Origin of the sequence: Mesorhizobium sp. M7A.F.Ca.US.014.04.1.1, assembly GCF_003998745.1 — a bacterium.
Classification (GTDB): Bacteria; Pseudomonadota; Alphaproteobacteria; order Rhizobiales; family Rhizobiaceae; genus Mesorhizobium; species Mesorhizobium ciceri.
The window spans coordinates 1-12960 of record NZ_RZRW01000105.1 but is presented as its reverse complement, the minus strand read 5'-3'; the positions used below and the strand labels follow the sequence as shown (position 1 = coordinate 12960).

Genomic DNA, 12960 nt, shown 5'->3' with positions numbered 1-12960 from the left:
CTGCTGATCGGCCCGCCATGGATCAATAAATTCTACATCCTCGATCTGAACCCGCAGAAATCCTTCATTCGCTGGGCGGTTGAACAGGGCCACACCGTGTTCGTCATCTCCTGGGTCAATCCGGACGAGCGCCACGGCACCAAGAGCTGGGAAGCCTATATCCGCGAGGGTCTGCAATACGGCCTCGACACGGTCGAGAAGGCCACCGGCGAACGCGACGTCAACGCGATCGGCTATTGCGTCGGCGGCACGCTCCTGGCGGCGGCACTGGCGCTGATGGCGCAAGAGGGCGACGACCGCATCAAGTCGGCGACCTTCTTCACCACGCAGGTCGACTTCACCTATGCCGGCGACCTGAAGGTGTTCGTCGACGAAGAACAGGTCGCGGCAGTGGAAAAGTCGATGAGCGAAAAGGGTTATCTCGACGGCACCAAGATGGCGACCGCCTTCAACATGCTGCGCTCAGGCGACCTGATCTGGCCCTATGTCGTCAACAACTACATGCGCGGCAAGGATCCCCTGCCCTTCGACCTGCTCTACTGGAATGCCGATTCCACCCGCATGGCCGCAGCCAACCACTCTTTCTACCTGCGCAACTGCTATCTCGAGAACAACCTTTCGCAAGGCACGATGGAACTGGCGGGCCGCACGGTCTCGCTCGGCGACATCACCATCCCGGTCTACAACCTCGCCTCCAAGGAAGATCACATCGCGCCGGCGCTTTCGGTGTTCCTCGGCTCGAAATATTTCGGCGGCACGGTCGAGTATGTGATGGCGGGGTCGGGCCATATCGCCGGTGTCGTCAATCCGCCGGCATCCAACAAATACCAGTATTGGACCGGGGCTACGCCGACGGGCGACTTCAGCCAGTGGATAGCCAATGCCACCGACCATCCAGGATCCTGGTGGCCGCACTGGCAAGGCTGGATAGAGGCCAAGGACAACACCCGCGTGCCTGCCCGCAAACCGGGCAAGCATATGAAAACTTTGGGTGATGCTCCGGGCACCTATGTGAAGGTCCGTGTGTAACGGACTGTAATGTGTGGTGAGTTGACGGGCCGCCAAAAGCGGGCGAAATGGTGTCGTCAACCATCAAGCGGCCGTAATTCGGCAATCACTGCAAAAATACTTCCAGGCTTGCGGATTTGACACAGGTCTCGTTTCCGGATCGGAGACAAAGGTCACCTTGGCAGCGACGCATGCATGCCGCGCCAAGATATGCCGACCGGACATCGAGGGGGAATTTGACTTTGAAATCAGCAGGATGGAGCCTCGCAAAGGGAGAACGCCGCGCCATTGTGGCAGCGCTCTGCTCCTTGCTTCTGGCCTCCTGCACTTCGGCTGGCGACCCGGCAATGTCGGTCGGAATGCCCGGCTACAATGCCACCGCATCGGACGTAAACGCGGCCTCCAGCGGCAAGGCGATCGCCGCCTCCGATTCGTCTGATGTCACGACGGAGCAGACGACCGTGATGACGGCAAGCGACACGGCGCTGCCTGAAAAGGTCGCCTATGTGCCTGTGTCCAAACCGGGAGCTGCCTTTCCGCTGACCATGCCGGCGGGCGCCGAAACCATCGTTGGAAACACGCCGCAGTCGCTGACGCAGCAGGCACAGACCGCGCAGCAGACCGATGCGGTAGCCCAGCAGATTGCCGCGGCCGACGGCGACGTGGCGGCGCCGAAGCCCGCTGCCGCTCCGGCCATGAACAACCCGGTCTATGTGACGGCTGGCGAGATGCCGCAGGCCGAAGCACCAAAGAAGAAAGGCTTCCTCGCCTCGATGTTTGGCGCAACGCCAGCCTCGGCGACACCAGCCCCCCTCATCAGCAACGCCCGGACGGGCGAGCAGCCCCCGGCGCAGGCAAAAGCGACGCCAGCAGCGGCAAAACCGATCATCACGCTTGCCTCGGCCGATTCCACGGCCAAGCCGGTACAACTGGCTTCGCTCGGTGGCGATAGCGGTCACATCACCGGCAGCGATGCCCTGCCCGGCGTGCGCCAGACGGCCCTGTTCGAGATCAAGCGCAAGTCGGGCCTCGATGACGAAAGCGACGTCGACCTCAACGAGGATGAGGGGCCAGTGGGCGGCTCCTATCAGGTTGCGTCCGCCGCCGGCATGGCCCGGCTGGCGCCCAACGGGCTGCTCAAGCAGAACGAAAGCGTCGATGTGGCCTGCCTGAAGCCGTCGCTGGTGCGCGTGCTGAAGACGATCGAAGGCCACTACGGCCGCAAGATGACGGTGACGTCAGGCTATCGCGACCCGGCCCGCAACCGGCGCGCCAACGGCGCCAAGAATTCGCTGCACATGTATTGCGCCGCCGCCGACATCCAGGTTCCCGGCGTTTCGAAATGGGAACTGGCGAGCTACATCAGAAGCATGCCCGGTCGCGGCGGTGTCGGCACATACTGCCACACAGAATCGGTTCACGTCGACGTCGGTCCCGAGCGCGACTGGAACTGGCGCTGCCGCCGGCGCAGCGGCGGTGACGGCTAGCAGCGCTATTTGACGGCCTACGCCTGTCAGCCGCCAAGGCCGTTCCGGCAATATCGTTCCAGCCTCCTGAACATTCGAGATAGGCTGAAGCGTCCCCAACTTCGTCATCCTCGGGTCTTCGCGACGGAGCGCTCCTTGCTCCGCCCGTGGATGACGAAACGATGGGTGTCGCCGCTAATCGTCAAGCCTGCCAGCCCTCGGCAAACCGTTGATTTGGCAGGCCTGGAAAAAAGTTGTCCAAGGTGGCACCTGACGGGTTGCCGGTTGCGCACAACGCCAGTATAAGCCGCTTCGTCTGAGCGCGCCCATCGTCTAGCGGTTAGGACACCGCCCTTTCACGGCGGTAACAGGGGTTCGATTCCCCTTGGGCGTACCAGAAAAATTTGCGTTTGGCGCAAACCTCCCTCCCAATGTCGGCAATTTCGCTTGGCTCTCTGCTGCTCTCTTCAACTGACGCGCAGTCTTCCGCGATCACACCATAGGCCAACGCGGCCACACGGGTCATAATCCTGCTACAAAGTGGTCGATTCCTAAGGGATGTAGCCGCTCCAAGAGCCCGCCGCAGGTCGCCCCCGTGGCGGGCTTTTTATTGCACGGTCGAGTTGGGCTTTCACGGCATTGCGACAACGGGGCGAAGCCCCGAGTGGCAAGTCCGTATTTATTTGCCTAGTTTGCGTGCGGGAGCCTACATGAGAACGGGTCGCGCGCCGCTCAAGACGACCCTCTTCAGCGCTTCAACCGGCATCCGACAGTGCAAAGTCAAAAGCCTGTTATGATCCACGGATTGGAGTCGTATCCGAGACGCGGCTCTGCCTTTGCCCCGCTATCTTCCGATTTGGCGGTTCCGGTGAAACCGCAGTCCAGATTTGCAACGGGCTTCTTGGTCGACGGTTTCGTGGAACACAAGGCGGCAGCGTCACTGACCGCCGCCTTCTTTTCCTTGGCAACAGCGACACCGGTCGCAGCGAAAACAACAGCCGCGCACAATACAGCCACTCTCATTGGAACCCCCACATTGCACCCGACAGATGGTCGAACATGACGTAACGTAATCTTAATATTAGCACTAACGAATATATTAGCTAGCCCCGTGCCATAAAAAGCAGGCCGAGTGCCAAGCTTGCGCCACGACCGCCAAACCGGTGCATTGGCAGAGCCCCGGCGCGCGAGGCTATCAGGCCACAGCCTAGCCGCTGCCAAGCAGCGGCACGGTAACGGTTGTCGCGTAGTTGATCGGGAAGGAACTGAAGTAGGGGAAGTCGATGACGAAGGCATAGGCGGCGGTCAGATGCGCCATGCGGAAGCCGCCGCTCACCGGGTCGATGGCGATCGTGACGTTCACGTCCTTGAACCCCAAGGCCTGCAATTTCTGCGTGGCGATCGATTGAATGTCGGCCTGGGTCAGCGTGTTCTTAAGCTGCAGCGAGCGCGCTGACGTCTCCAGCGTATAGCGAACACTGGAGACCGAGTGCATCGACCAGCCAAAGGCGAATATTCCGAACAGCAGCATGACAAGGAAGGGGGCGATCAGCGCGAACTCCAGCCCGGCCCCGCCCGATCGATCCCGCCGCAACGCGCTTACCCTAGCGGACACGGATCACCTCCTGGTGACCGATGACGGTGGGAGCGGCAAAGGCGCCGAAGGCAATTGGCGGCACCCAGGTGCCCGATGCCTGTATCTGGACATAGATCGACGGCACCTTGGGCCCACTGCACATGGTGGAAGCGTCGACCACGGTCGTCCCGCACATACGGATGTGGCTTAGCGTGACCTGGCCGTCTTCCGGCCGATTTTCCCAGCTCGCAATGGCAAGGGCCTGGGTCGCCGCATCATCGGTCGATCCGCTCATGACCAGGTTCGCGGCCGTCTTCACACCGGCGCGCATCGACAGTGAACTCGTTATGTAGGACCAGCCGTCCAGAATACCAAGCAGCACCAGGCACAGAATGGGCAGCACCATCGCGAACTCGACCGCCGCAACGCCCGAATCATCGCCGAGGATCGGCATCGACCGGCGCCCCACGGAGCTACTCGGACAGTGCCACGGACCGCGCGGCTGGAATGTTGGGCACTCCGAGGCTCGAGCAATCCTGATTGATGGTTGAATTACCGGACCATTGAATCGTATTTGCGACGACCCTGGTGCAGCCGCCATTGCCCGAGAAGTTGCCAAGATAGCTCACTTGCTGCTTGGGGAAATAGATGGCCCCGGTCAAAAGCGAGTCCGCTGTGCCGTTGAATGTGCTGGATGCACTCATGCCGGTCCTGTCGCCGTAGAACAGAACGCCTGAGTAGGTGCCCGAAGTCGCCGCGCTGAGCTTCACGGACGCATTGCCATTCATGCTGACGGTCGAGCTGCCGGACATGAAGATGGTCACCCCGGCGCCGGTGATGGCCGCGTTGGCGTTTATCTTGAGATTGCCCTGGACGACATAAACGCCGGGCGAAAGCGTGACGTTGCCCTTCAGGTTCATGCCGCTGCAATAGGTGCCTGGACCGAGCGTCGCCTTGTTGTCGTTCAGGCAGGGGGTCGCGGCCACCGGGGCCGGCAGGTCGACAAAGGGATCGCCGGCGGGCAGTGCCTGGGTGATCGGGGCCGCGCAGACGGTGGTGACGGGATTGCTGAGAGAGACACCGCCCGCCGATATCAGGCAATCGGCCTGCAGACCGGCCGCGCCCTGAAGCTTGATGGCGTCGGAGGCGATGGAATTGGACATGACCGAGCAGCCGGTGAGCTTAACGCTGGTGCTGCCGGAAAACAGCACCGCCTGCGACGCGGACGGATCGAGCGCGAGCATGCAAGCACTCGAGGCATCGGTAATGACGGCCACCGCCCTCGCCTGTTCGGGAACCTTTTCCTGTGTGAAGATCAGGGTGAACATCCGGTCGAGCTTCTGGCCGACGATCACCTCGACCGCTTTTTTCGCCGTATTCGGTCCGGACGCGGGCGGCGTATTGACGACGATCGTGCCCGAGCCCAGCCCGTTCGACGCCGCGGACTGGGTCGCAGCCGCGACGATCGTCGGCTTGTCGGAACCCGAAATCTGTTCGAGCGCTCCGGCATAGGCGGCTGCATCGGCCGTCGCCTGCAATCTCAGGCTGTTGTAGTACCAATAGGAGGTCTCGACGCCGAAGCCCGCAGCGCCGACAACGACCGGCAAGGTGAGGGCAAAAATGGTGGCGACATTTGCGCCCGTGCTCCGGCGCATGGCGTCCATTACAAGCCGAACACGGGTGAAGCTATTCAAGGCCATGGCTTAGATTAGAAAGCACGCATAAATGAACGAATGGCTAAAAAGTTCGGTGCATTTTTGAGCAGTGGTCCATTGGCTTCAAAAAAGAAGTGCTTCGCTGGCTGATCAACGCGCGAGCGCACTTCCTGGCAAGCGAGAAGGGCTAGGGCCAGCGGGAGGCGGCGAGAGAGAGCATCGATGTCCTAGAGCATCCGCCTGCGATAGGCAGCCATGGGTTCGCACCCGATCAGCGAACTTGCCGTCGAAGGCAGCAAACACCGATGTGTTGCTGCTCGCACTGTTGGAGAATGCAGTGGGAAGCCAAAGCTGTGCAGGATTTTCTTCAAGCGGAAAGAATCGGCATCGGCTCCGCAACCACCCCGGCCGACATCTCTCTTTGCACGGCTTGGAAAAACCTGCGCACTTCATCGCTGGCTGCTGTTCTGTCCCTGCCGGAGCCGACCACAAGATCGAGCAACTCCGACGCCTTGGCCCTCCAGAACGAGGTGGCGGTCTCGCCATGCAGGTTGCCGAGCTTGGCAGCAACCTCTCTGACCAAGAATACCTGACGGTCGATCGGGAATGCACGGATTTTTTCTGGGGACATCTTCCGAACCATGAGACTGACGCAACGAATCAACCATTGCCAACAAGCAATGGCGTAGCCGGGAAGGTGGAAACGGAAGCTTAACGGCGCTGACGTGGGTGCGGGGACGCAACGATACGCTCGCGACATCGCCTGTGCGTCAAACGCGCTTCATTGGTTGCAGTGGGGGGCAGGCGAAACGGCGGCGGCCCTTAGGCCTGGAGCGCCCTCGCCTCACCGCCGCGCTTGCGCGGCGTCATCATATCCCTGGCCATCAGTCCGCTGGCCCGGCAAAACGCCATGAACGCCCGGCAAGCATCCTCGGTCTTGACCACGTCTACCGTGGCCCCAAAGCAGGCGTTGAAGGCTTTCTGGTAGATCGGGCCCTGACGGCGCGCAGGCCAGTCCTGGAGAAAATCGAGCGCCTGTTCGACGCCGTAGATCTCCTCGACCGGCAGGCCGGGCGCGGGCGCTATGCGCACCGGCACCTCGAATTGCAGTCTGTCCATTTCCTGTCTCCCGAACTGGCGCCACCGCAGCAACGCCGTTCGTCGTCAAAAGTTGCTTTGACCGGCTTTTGGCCCAGAAATGTGTCGTCACTTGGGTCGCTGAACCGCCCATGCAAGGCGAATATCTCGAACTGTGCGGGTGCATCGGGCAGTTCTTCCTTGAACCTTTTGCCCTCAAGTGCCAAATCTGGGGAGATCTTCACGTCGGCTCTCTTGCAGGGCCCTACCCGCTACACGGACAAAATGGTCACCTATCTCGACGCTGCCACGGCCCCGCTCAGAAATACCGGCCAGATCCGCCTCTATGGCGAGGACGGCTTTGCCGGCATGCGCAAGGCATGCGATCTCACCGCGCGCTGCCTCGACGAGCTGGTGCCGATGGTCCAGCCCGGGGTCACCACCGAAGCAATAGACCGCTTCGTCTTCGAATTCGGCATGGACCACGGCGCGCTGCCGGCGACGCTCAACTATCGCGGCTACACGAAATCATCCTGCACCTCGATCAACCATGTCGTCTGCCATGGCATTCCCGACAACAAGCCGCTCAAGGATGGCGACATCGTCAACATCGACGTCACCTACATCCTCGACGGCTGGCACGGCGATTCTTCGCGCATGTATCCGGTCGGCACGATCAAGCGCGCCGCCGAGCGGCTGCTCGAAGTCACGCATGAATGCCTGATGCGCGGCATTGCGGCGGTCAGGCCGGGCGCCCGCACCGGCGCCATCGGCGCCGCCATCCAGACCTTTGCCGAAGGCGAGCGCTGCTCGGTGGTGCGCGACTTCTGCGGCCACGGCGTCGGCCAGTTGTTCCATGACGCGCCGAACATCCTGCATTACGGCAGCGCCAATGAAGGCGTCGAGATGCGGCCAGGCATGATCTTCACCATCGAGCCGATGATCAATCTGGGCAGGCCGCACGTGAAGGTTCTGTCGGATGGCTGGACCGCGGTAACGCGCGACCGCTCGCTGTCGGCGCAGTACGAGCACACGATCGGCGTGACCGACACAGGGTGCGAGATTTTCACGCTGTCGCCCAAAAAGCTCGATCGCCCCGGCCTGCCGGCTTAGAGCGCACCTTACCCGGCGGGAGGCCGTCTATGCCGACTGCACATCCGCGGCATTCGGCAGGTCGATGGTAACGACCAGTCCGCTGGGCTGGTTGTCCTCCAATTCGATCCTGCCGCCGTGCCCCTGGACGATGTCGGCAACGATCGAGAGGCCCAGACCGAAGCCATGCTTCGACGCAATGCCGCGCGACGCATCTTCCTTGAAGAATGGTTCGAAAACACGGGCACGTGCCGTCATCGGAATACCCGGCCCGTCGTCCCCTACCGTGATGCGCGCCGCCGTGCCGGTCGCCGTCAAGGCGACCGTGACATTGCCAGCGAATTTGACCCCGTTGTCGCAAAGATTGGCGATCGCACGCGCCAATGCATTGGGCTTGCACCAGCCCAGAAGCCGGTCCGGCCCGGAATATGAGACAGGAAATCCGACATCGGAGAATTCGGCGCAGACGGTTTGCAGAACGCTGGCAATATCGGCGCGCTGCAGCTTCTCCGTCGAAACATCGTTGCGCAGGTAGGTAAGGGTCTCATCGATCAAGATTTCGATGTGCTGGACATCGGACAGGATTGCGGTTCGGATTGGGCCATCATCCATGCGCTCGGCGCGAAGCCGCAGCCGCGTCAAAGGCGTGCGCAGATCATGACTGACGCTGCGCAACATGCGCGTGCGGTTTTCGATCATCGTGCGGATACGCGTCCTCATCCTGTTCAGGGCGCGCGCCAACCCCACCATTTCAATGGAGCCGTGTTCGACGAAGAGCTGGTCGCCATTCTCGATCTCGGCCGAACCGACTGCCGCCGAGATGCGCTTCAACGGATCCGTCACGGCCCAAACCGCAAACAGCCAGATCAGCACGGGCAAGGCAACGAAAGCCATGAACCTGTAGAACGAGGCACGGACGAGGCCCGATGTCAGCCAGGAATCGGGCATGCCGAAATGGGCCAGGACGTCCTGCTGGTCGAGGTCGATGACAAACGCGTATCGGCCGCCGATCCTTATCCAGCGTCCCTCAACCGTCCCCCTGTCGATACGCAAAAGCCATTCGACACTTCGCCATTGCAGATAGGACTGGGGAATGCCGGTTATCCGGTCCTTGGGCAATATCTCGAAATCAAAGCCGGCCCGCTTTGCTGTCGCCAGAATTGCGCCACGCGCCTGCGCCGGCGTTTCTTGCAACAAGGCAGCAACAACGGCCGCACGCCCGGCGTTATCTTCCGCGGCGGGAAGATCGGCGTTCTCTATGAAACTCTCGACGACCGAACCGACGAACATGATCACGATCACCGCGATGAAAATGATTGCCACAAACTGCCCACGCACGGACTGTGGCAAGAAACGGCGGATGAAATCCCTTATGCTTCCTCCACCGTCGCGGTGAAGATGTAGCCACCCAACCGAACGGTCCTCAAAAGCACCGGATCGCGCGCATCCTTTTCGATCTTCCTGCGGATTCGACTGATATGGACATCGACGCTACGCTCGATCGGCCCCGCGAGCCCGGCATGGGTTACGCCCAGAAGTTCCTCACGAGAGAGAACCCGGCCTGCATTGCGACAAAACGCAAGCAACAGGTCGAATTCATGCGTCGTGGTCGTCACCCGCGCATTGTTGGGGTCATGCAATTGCCGGCGTATGGGATCAAGGCGCCAGCCGTTGAAACGAAGTACCTTCGACCAGTCCCGCTCGTCGGGATCATAGGCTGTACGGCGCAGCAGCGCCCGTATCCTGGCCGTCAGTTCACGCGCGCTGAACGGTTTCGTCACATAGTCGTCCGCGCCGATTTCCAGCCCGAAGATGCGGTCGATTTCCTCGCCGAGCGCGGTCAGCATCAGGATCGGAATGTTGGTTGCGGCACGAAGGCGGCGGCAGATGTTGAGACCGTTTTCGCCCGGCAACATGACATCGAGCACGATGAGATCGAATTTCTGGGTGCGAAGCGCGGCATTCATCTGGACGCCGCTCTCGGCAATTTCCACAGTCATGCCGTTGTCGGTGAGCGTGTCGCCCAGCATGCGTGCGATCTCCAGATCGTCTTCGACAATGAGGATGCGCGAACCTTGCCTTGCCGACCTGGATTCGGCGCTCAAATCGCTTTGGTGCCGTTGCTGTGCCATTCCGGAGCTTGTCCAGCTTGCATTTGGTGCCCTGGGTAGGCGTCAGAACCGATATCCGACGAGAAGCATCCCTGAAGGCTGGATCTTTTCGACGACGACGGGGCTGTCGGCAGCGTCACCCAAGAGAACGCCGACCCCCGCTTCGCCGCGCACCATCCAGTTCTCGTCGAGCATATATGTGGCGGAAATCGAAAAATCGGCGCGCTTCAAACCGGCGCCGGCATCATAGCGCGCCAGCCCCGAGCGAGCCGATTGCTCGGGCGTGACACCAAAATAGGCCTGCATGTAATTTTCGTCGGCGAACACGGCGGACGCGCTGGCGCCGATCATCAACGATTGAGACAGAGGCCGGGTCACCTCGATCCCCACCCTGCCCTCCAGGCCATCGCTGCCGCCGATGGTCTTGTCCAGCTGCGCGAATATTTCGGCCGGACCGAACTTCGCCGCTGCCTTCACGCCGACCGTCGCGCCCATGTCGACATCCCCCAAGCCGCGCAGATGGTCGGAGTCGTCTTCCTTGCGGCCCATCTCATAGCCAAGCCGCGCGCTGAAGGCGAACGGTCCTTGTTCATAAACGGCGATGTTGGCACCAGTCGGATCGATCGTCACCGTGTCGAGGAATGTCGCCGTGACGAAAGGCACCGGCATGATCTTGAACTCATTGCTGCCCTCGTATTTGGGGACGATGATGGCGCCGCCGCCGAGCACGACGTGCCAGTCGGACAGTTTCTGTTCGAAGCGCCCGAAACGGGAAGGCTCGGGCGGCAGGGTAAAATCATCGGAATTCACCGCAATGGCGTCTGCCGCCAGCGCGCCGTCCGAATGGGCTGAAAGCAGGATTGCCATGACCGCAAGAGATGCCCGGCCGGCAAATAGTCCAGAGTCAATTTTGGCGAACATGCGTGCTCCAGTATAGCGAGGCAAAGAGCCTCCGATGGCGTCACCATGTCAGGTGAAAGTGGCCGCATGCGTTAAGTGATGTTAAGTTTTGTTGCGCAATCGTGGTTTCATCTTGCCGTATAGGGAGGCCCTAGGCTGACAGTGGGCTGCCACGATCTGCCGTGGATCGTCTCGCGATCGGAGAACGGAACTGTTTCAATCCAGGCCAGAACAGCTCTAATGTCTGTGCCGGAGCAATGTGGGCGGGGTATGGGGAACACAAGCGACGATGACGAGCGGAGTTTCTTCTCCGAAGCGCCGATGCGGCCTGCTGCGAAAGCCAAGGCGACGCTCGACGAAAAGCCGCATTACCTCGGCCATCGCGACCGCTTGCGCGAGCGCTTTGCCCTGGCGGGTCCGGACGCCCTGCCCGATTACGAACTTCTGGAACTTCTGCTCTTTCGCCTGATCCCTCGTGCCGACACCAAACCGGCGGCCAAGGCGCTGCTGGCACGCTTCGGCACGCTGGCCGAAGTGCTTGGCGCCCCGGTGGGCCTGCTGCAGGAGGTCAAGGGCATCGGCCCTGCGGTGGCACTCGACCTGAAAATCCTCGCCGCAACGGCGCAGCGCATGGCACGCGGCGAGGTCCACGGCCGCGAGATCCTCTCGTCCTGGCAGCAGCTCCTCGACTATTGCCGCTCAGCAATGGCCTTCGAGGCGCGCGAGCAGTTCCGCATCCTGTTCCTCGACAAGAAGAACGCGCTGATCGCCGACGAGGTGCAGCAGACGGGTACTGTCGACCACACGCCTGTCTACCCGCGAGAAGTGATCAAGCGGGCGCTCGAACTCTCGGCGACTGCCATTATCCTGGTCCACAATCACCCGTCAGGCGACCCGACGCCATCGCGCGCCGACATCGAGATGACGAAGGAGATCATCGACGCGGGCAAGCGGCTGGGCATCGCGGTGCACGACCACATCATCATCGGGCGGAAGGGATATGCCAGCATGAAGGGCCTGCTGCTGATCTGAGGTGGCAGGGCCGGCGCCAACGCCGATCGACCCCGACCACACGATCCCAGAGATCGGGGCGGGCGAAACCGGCTAGAACAAGCGACTGGCGGAATCAGGAGAGCACGATCATGGCGAAGACAAAAGTCCTTCTTGTCGGCGAAAGCTGGGTGAGTTCGGCGACCCACTACAAGGGGTTCGACCAGTTCGGCAGCGTCACCTTCCATCTCGGGGCAACGCCCCTGGTCGACGCCTTGAAGGACAGCGAATTCGATCTCGACTACATGCCCGCTCATGAGGCCGTCGAGAAGCTGCCTTTCACCATGGAAGGGCTGTCGCAATACAGGACGATCATCCTGTCCGACATTGGCGCAAACTCGCTGCTGCTTCATCCCGATGTCTGGCTGCACGGCAAGACAGTGCCGAACCGGCTCAAGCTCCTGCGCGACTGGACGCTGGCCGGCGGCGGCCTGATCATGATCGGCGGTTACTTCAGCTTCCAAGGCATTGACGGCAAGGCGCGCTGGCATCGCACGGCGGTCGAGGAGGCGCTGCCGGTGACCTGCCTTCCCAATGATGACCGCCTCGAAATTCCGGAGGGCTTTCGTCCCGAGATCACTGGCTCAAGAGACCATCCGCTTTTTGCCGGCATTGAGGGCGAATGGCCGCTGCTGCTCGGCGCCAACGAGGTCGTCGCCCGCGATCGCGACGATGTCGAGGTTCTGGCGCGGCTGCCGCAGGACCAGGGCGGCCATCCCCTGCTGGTCACCGGGCGTCACGGCGAAGGGCGCACGCTGGTCTGGACGTCGGACATCGGACCGCACTGGCTGCCGAACAGTTTTGTCGAATGGCCCGGCTATGCGCGGCTTTGGACCAACGTGCTCCGCTGGGTCAGCAACGCCGTTTGATGATGTCGCCCCAAAGTGCGTTTTTGAGGCAACGACATGTATGAGAACAAAGGTTTGAAGCCGATCAGCATCACCGGGAACGGCGAGCTCGGCCGTTGCCGCCTTCGCCTCACGGTCGTTCACGGCGGATCGGTGTTGCAGTTTCCGGCAACCTGG

Annotated in this window: 14 protein-coding genes and 1 tRNA gene; 7 read left to right on the top strand and 8 right to left on the bottom strand. The window is 61.5% G+C overall.

What is annotated here, in order from left to right; all coding sequences use genetic code 11:
- From EOA22_RS10005 to EOA22_RS09995, 3 genes are all read left to right on the top strand, one after another.
- A partial coding sequence (locus tag EOA22_RS10005; protein WP_164755348.1) for an alpha/beta hydrolase occupies positions 1 to 1029 on the top strand: 1029 nt, incomplete at its 5' end.
- A gap of 215 nt (positions 1030 to 1244) precedes the next feature.
- Positions 1245 to 2495 (top strand): YcbK family protein, encoded by a 1251-nt coding sequence (locus tag EOA22_RS10000; protein ID WP_032808955.1) that lies wholly within the window; start codon positions 1245 to 1247, stop codon positions 2493 to 2495.
- A gap of 301 nt (positions 2496 to 2796) precedes the next feature.
- Positions 2797 to 2871 (top strand) — tRNA-Glu (locus EOA22_RS09995).
- Between the two features lie 810 nt (positions 2872 to 3681).
- Here EOA22_RS09995 and EOA22_RS09985 read toward each other — a convergent pair.
- The 5 genes from EOA22_RS09985 to EOA22_RS09965 form a co-directional block, all read right to left on the bottom strand.
- Positions 3682 to 4089 (bottom strand): TadE/TadG family type IV pilus assembly protein, encoded by a 408-nt coding sequence (locus tag EOA22_RS09985; RefSeq protein WP_013531997.1) that lies wholly within the window; start codon positions 4087 to 4089, stop codon positions 3682 to 3684.
- Positions 4079 to 4504, bottom strand: coding sequence for a TadE/TadG family type IV pilus assembly protein (locus EOA22_RS09980; protein ID WP_032808908.1), 426 nt, complete (start codon positions 4502 to 4504; stop codon positions 4079 to 4081). Before EOA22_RS09980 ends, EOA22_RS09985 begins: the two co-directional genes overlap by 11 nt.
- A 19-nt stretch (positions 4505 to 4523) precedes the next feature.
- Positions 4524 to 5750, bottom strand: a complete 1227-nt coding sequence (locus EOA22_RS09975) for a pilus assembly protein TadG-related protein (protein ID WP_063167868.1) — start codon at positions 5748 to 5750, stop codon at positions 4524 to 4526.
- 322 nt (positions 5751 to 6072) lie between these two features.
- Positions 6073 to 6336 (bottom strand): DUF6074 family protein, encoded by a 264-nt coding sequence (locus tag EOA22_RS09970; protein ID WP_013532000.1) that lies wholly within the window; start codon positions 6334 to 6336, stop codon positions 6073 to 6075.
- 191 nt (positions 6337 to 6527) lie between these two features.
- Positions 6528 to 6824 carry a DUF982 domain-containing protein gene (locus tag EOA22_RS09965; RefSeq protein WP_013532001.1) on the bottom strand — a complete coding sequence of 99 codons (297 nt, stop codon included), beginning with the start codon at positions 6822 to 6824 and terminating at the stop codon, positions 6528 to 6530.
- Positions 6825 to 7067: 243 nt separating this feature from the next.
- Here EOA22_RS09965 and map point away from each other — a divergent pair, with 243 nt between their 5' ends.
- Entirely contained in the window at positions 7068 to 7895 is an 828-nt protein-coding gene (gene map / locus EOA22_RS09960) for a type I methionyl aminopeptidase (RefSeq protein ID WP_013532002.1), read from the top strand.
- A gap of 27 nt (positions 7896 to 7922) precedes the next feature.
- Here the strand turns inward: map and EOA22_RS09955 are convergent, their stop codons facing one another.
- Positions 7923 to 8822, bottom strand: a complete 900-nt coding sequence (locus tag EOA22_RS09955; protein ID WP_245441330.1) for a HAMP domain-containing sensor histidine kinase — start codon at positions 8820 to 8822, stop codon at positions 7923 to 7925.
- Positions 8823 to 8828: 6 nt separating this feature from the next.
- Between EOA22_RS09955 and EOA22_RS38755 the strand changes: the two genes are divergently transcribed.
- Positions 8829 to 9278, top strand: coding sequence for a hypothetical protein (locus tag EOA22_RS38755; RefSeq protein ID WP_245441331.1), 450 nt, complete (start codon positions 8829 to 8831; stop codon positions 9276 to 9278).
- On the opposite strand, the gene EOA22_RS09950 is transcribed toward EOA22_RS38755, so the two are convergent.
- Together EOA22_RS09950 and EOA22_RS09945 are read right to left on the bottom strand one after the other, a co-directional pair.
- A complete protein-coding gene (locus EOA22_RS09950; protein ID WP_063167867.1) occupies positions 9245 to 10006 on the bottom strand; it encodes a response regulator transcription factor in 762 nt (253 codons plus the stop codon). The genes EOA22_RS38755 and EOA22_RS09950 overlap by 34 nt on opposite strands.
- Before the next feature lie 42 nt (positions 10007 to 10048).
- Positions 10049 to 10906 (bottom strand): MipA/OmpV family protein, encoded by an 858-nt coding sequence (locus tag EOA22_RS09945; protein WP_013532005.1) that lies wholly within the window; start codon positions 10904 to 10906, stop codon positions 10049 to 10051.
- Between the two features lie 249 nt (positions 10907 to 11155).
- Between EOA22_RS09945 and radC the strand changes: the two genes are divergently transcribed.
- Both radC and EOA22_RS09935 read left to right on the top strand, forming a co-directional pair.
- Entirely contained in the window at positions 11156 to 11917 is a 762-nt protein-coding gene (radC, locus tag EOA22_RS09940; RefSeq protein WP_013532006.1) for a DNA repair protein RadC, read from the top strand.
- A 110-nt stretch (positions 11918 to 12027) separates the two neighbouring features.
- The gene (locus EOA22_RS09935; RefSeq protein ID WP_013532007.1) at positions 12028 to 12804 is read left to right on the top strand and encodes a glutamine amidotransferase; all 777 of its coding nucleotides are present in this window, start codon (positions 12028 to 12030) and stop codon (positions 12802 to 12804) included.
- The last annotated feature ends 156 nt before the right edge of the window (positions 12805 to 12960 follow it).

Excerpts from the sequence above, each read along its gene's own strand:
- EOA22_RS09980 (WP_032808908.1), bottom strand. The coding sequence starts at position 4,504 with ATGCCGATCCTCGGCGATGATTCGGGCGTTGCGGCGGTCGAGTTCGCG.
- EOA22_RS09975 (WP_063167868.1), bottom strand. The coding sequence starts at position 5,750 with ATGGCCTTGAATAGCTTCACCCGTGTTCGGCTTGTAATGGACGCCATG.
- EOA22_RS09970 (WP_013532000.1), bottom strand. The coding sequence starts at position 6,336 with ATGTCCCCAGAAAAAATCCGTGCATTCCCGATCGACCGTCAGGTATTC.
- EOA22_RS09965 (WP_013532001.1), bottom strand. The coding sequence starts at position 6,824 with ATGGACAGACTGCAATTCGAGGTGCCGGTGCGCATAGCGCCCGCGCCC.
- map (WP_013532002.1), top strand. The coding sequence starts at position 7,068 with ATGGTCACCTATCTCGACGCTGCCACGGCCCCGCTCAGAAATACCGGC.
- EOA22_RS09955 (WP_245441330.1), bottom strand. The coding sequence starts at position 8,822 with ATGCCCGATTCCTGGCTGACATCGGGCCTCGTCCGTGCCTCGTTCTAC.
- EOA22_RS38755 (WP_245441331.1), top strand. The coding sequence starts at position 8,829 with ATGGGCCAGGACGTCCTGCTGGTCGAGGTCGATGACAAACGCGTATCG.
- EOA22_RS09950 (WP_063167867.1), bottom strand. The coding sequence starts at position 10,006 with ATGGCACAGCAACGGCACCAAAGCGATTTGAGCGCCGAATCCAGGTCG.
- EOA22_RS09945 (WP_013532005.1), bottom strand. The coding sequence starts at position 10,906 with ATGTTCGCCAAAATTGACTCTGGACTATTTGCCGGCCGGGCATCTCTT.
- radC (WP_013532006.1), top strand. The coding sequence starts at position 11,156 with ATGGGGAACACAAGCGACGATGACGAGCGGAGTTTCTTCTCCGAAGCG.
- EOA22_RS09935 (WP_013532007.1), top strand. The coding sequence starts at position 12,028 with ATGGCGAAGACAAAAGTCCTTCTTGTCGGCGAAAGCTGGGTGAGTTCG.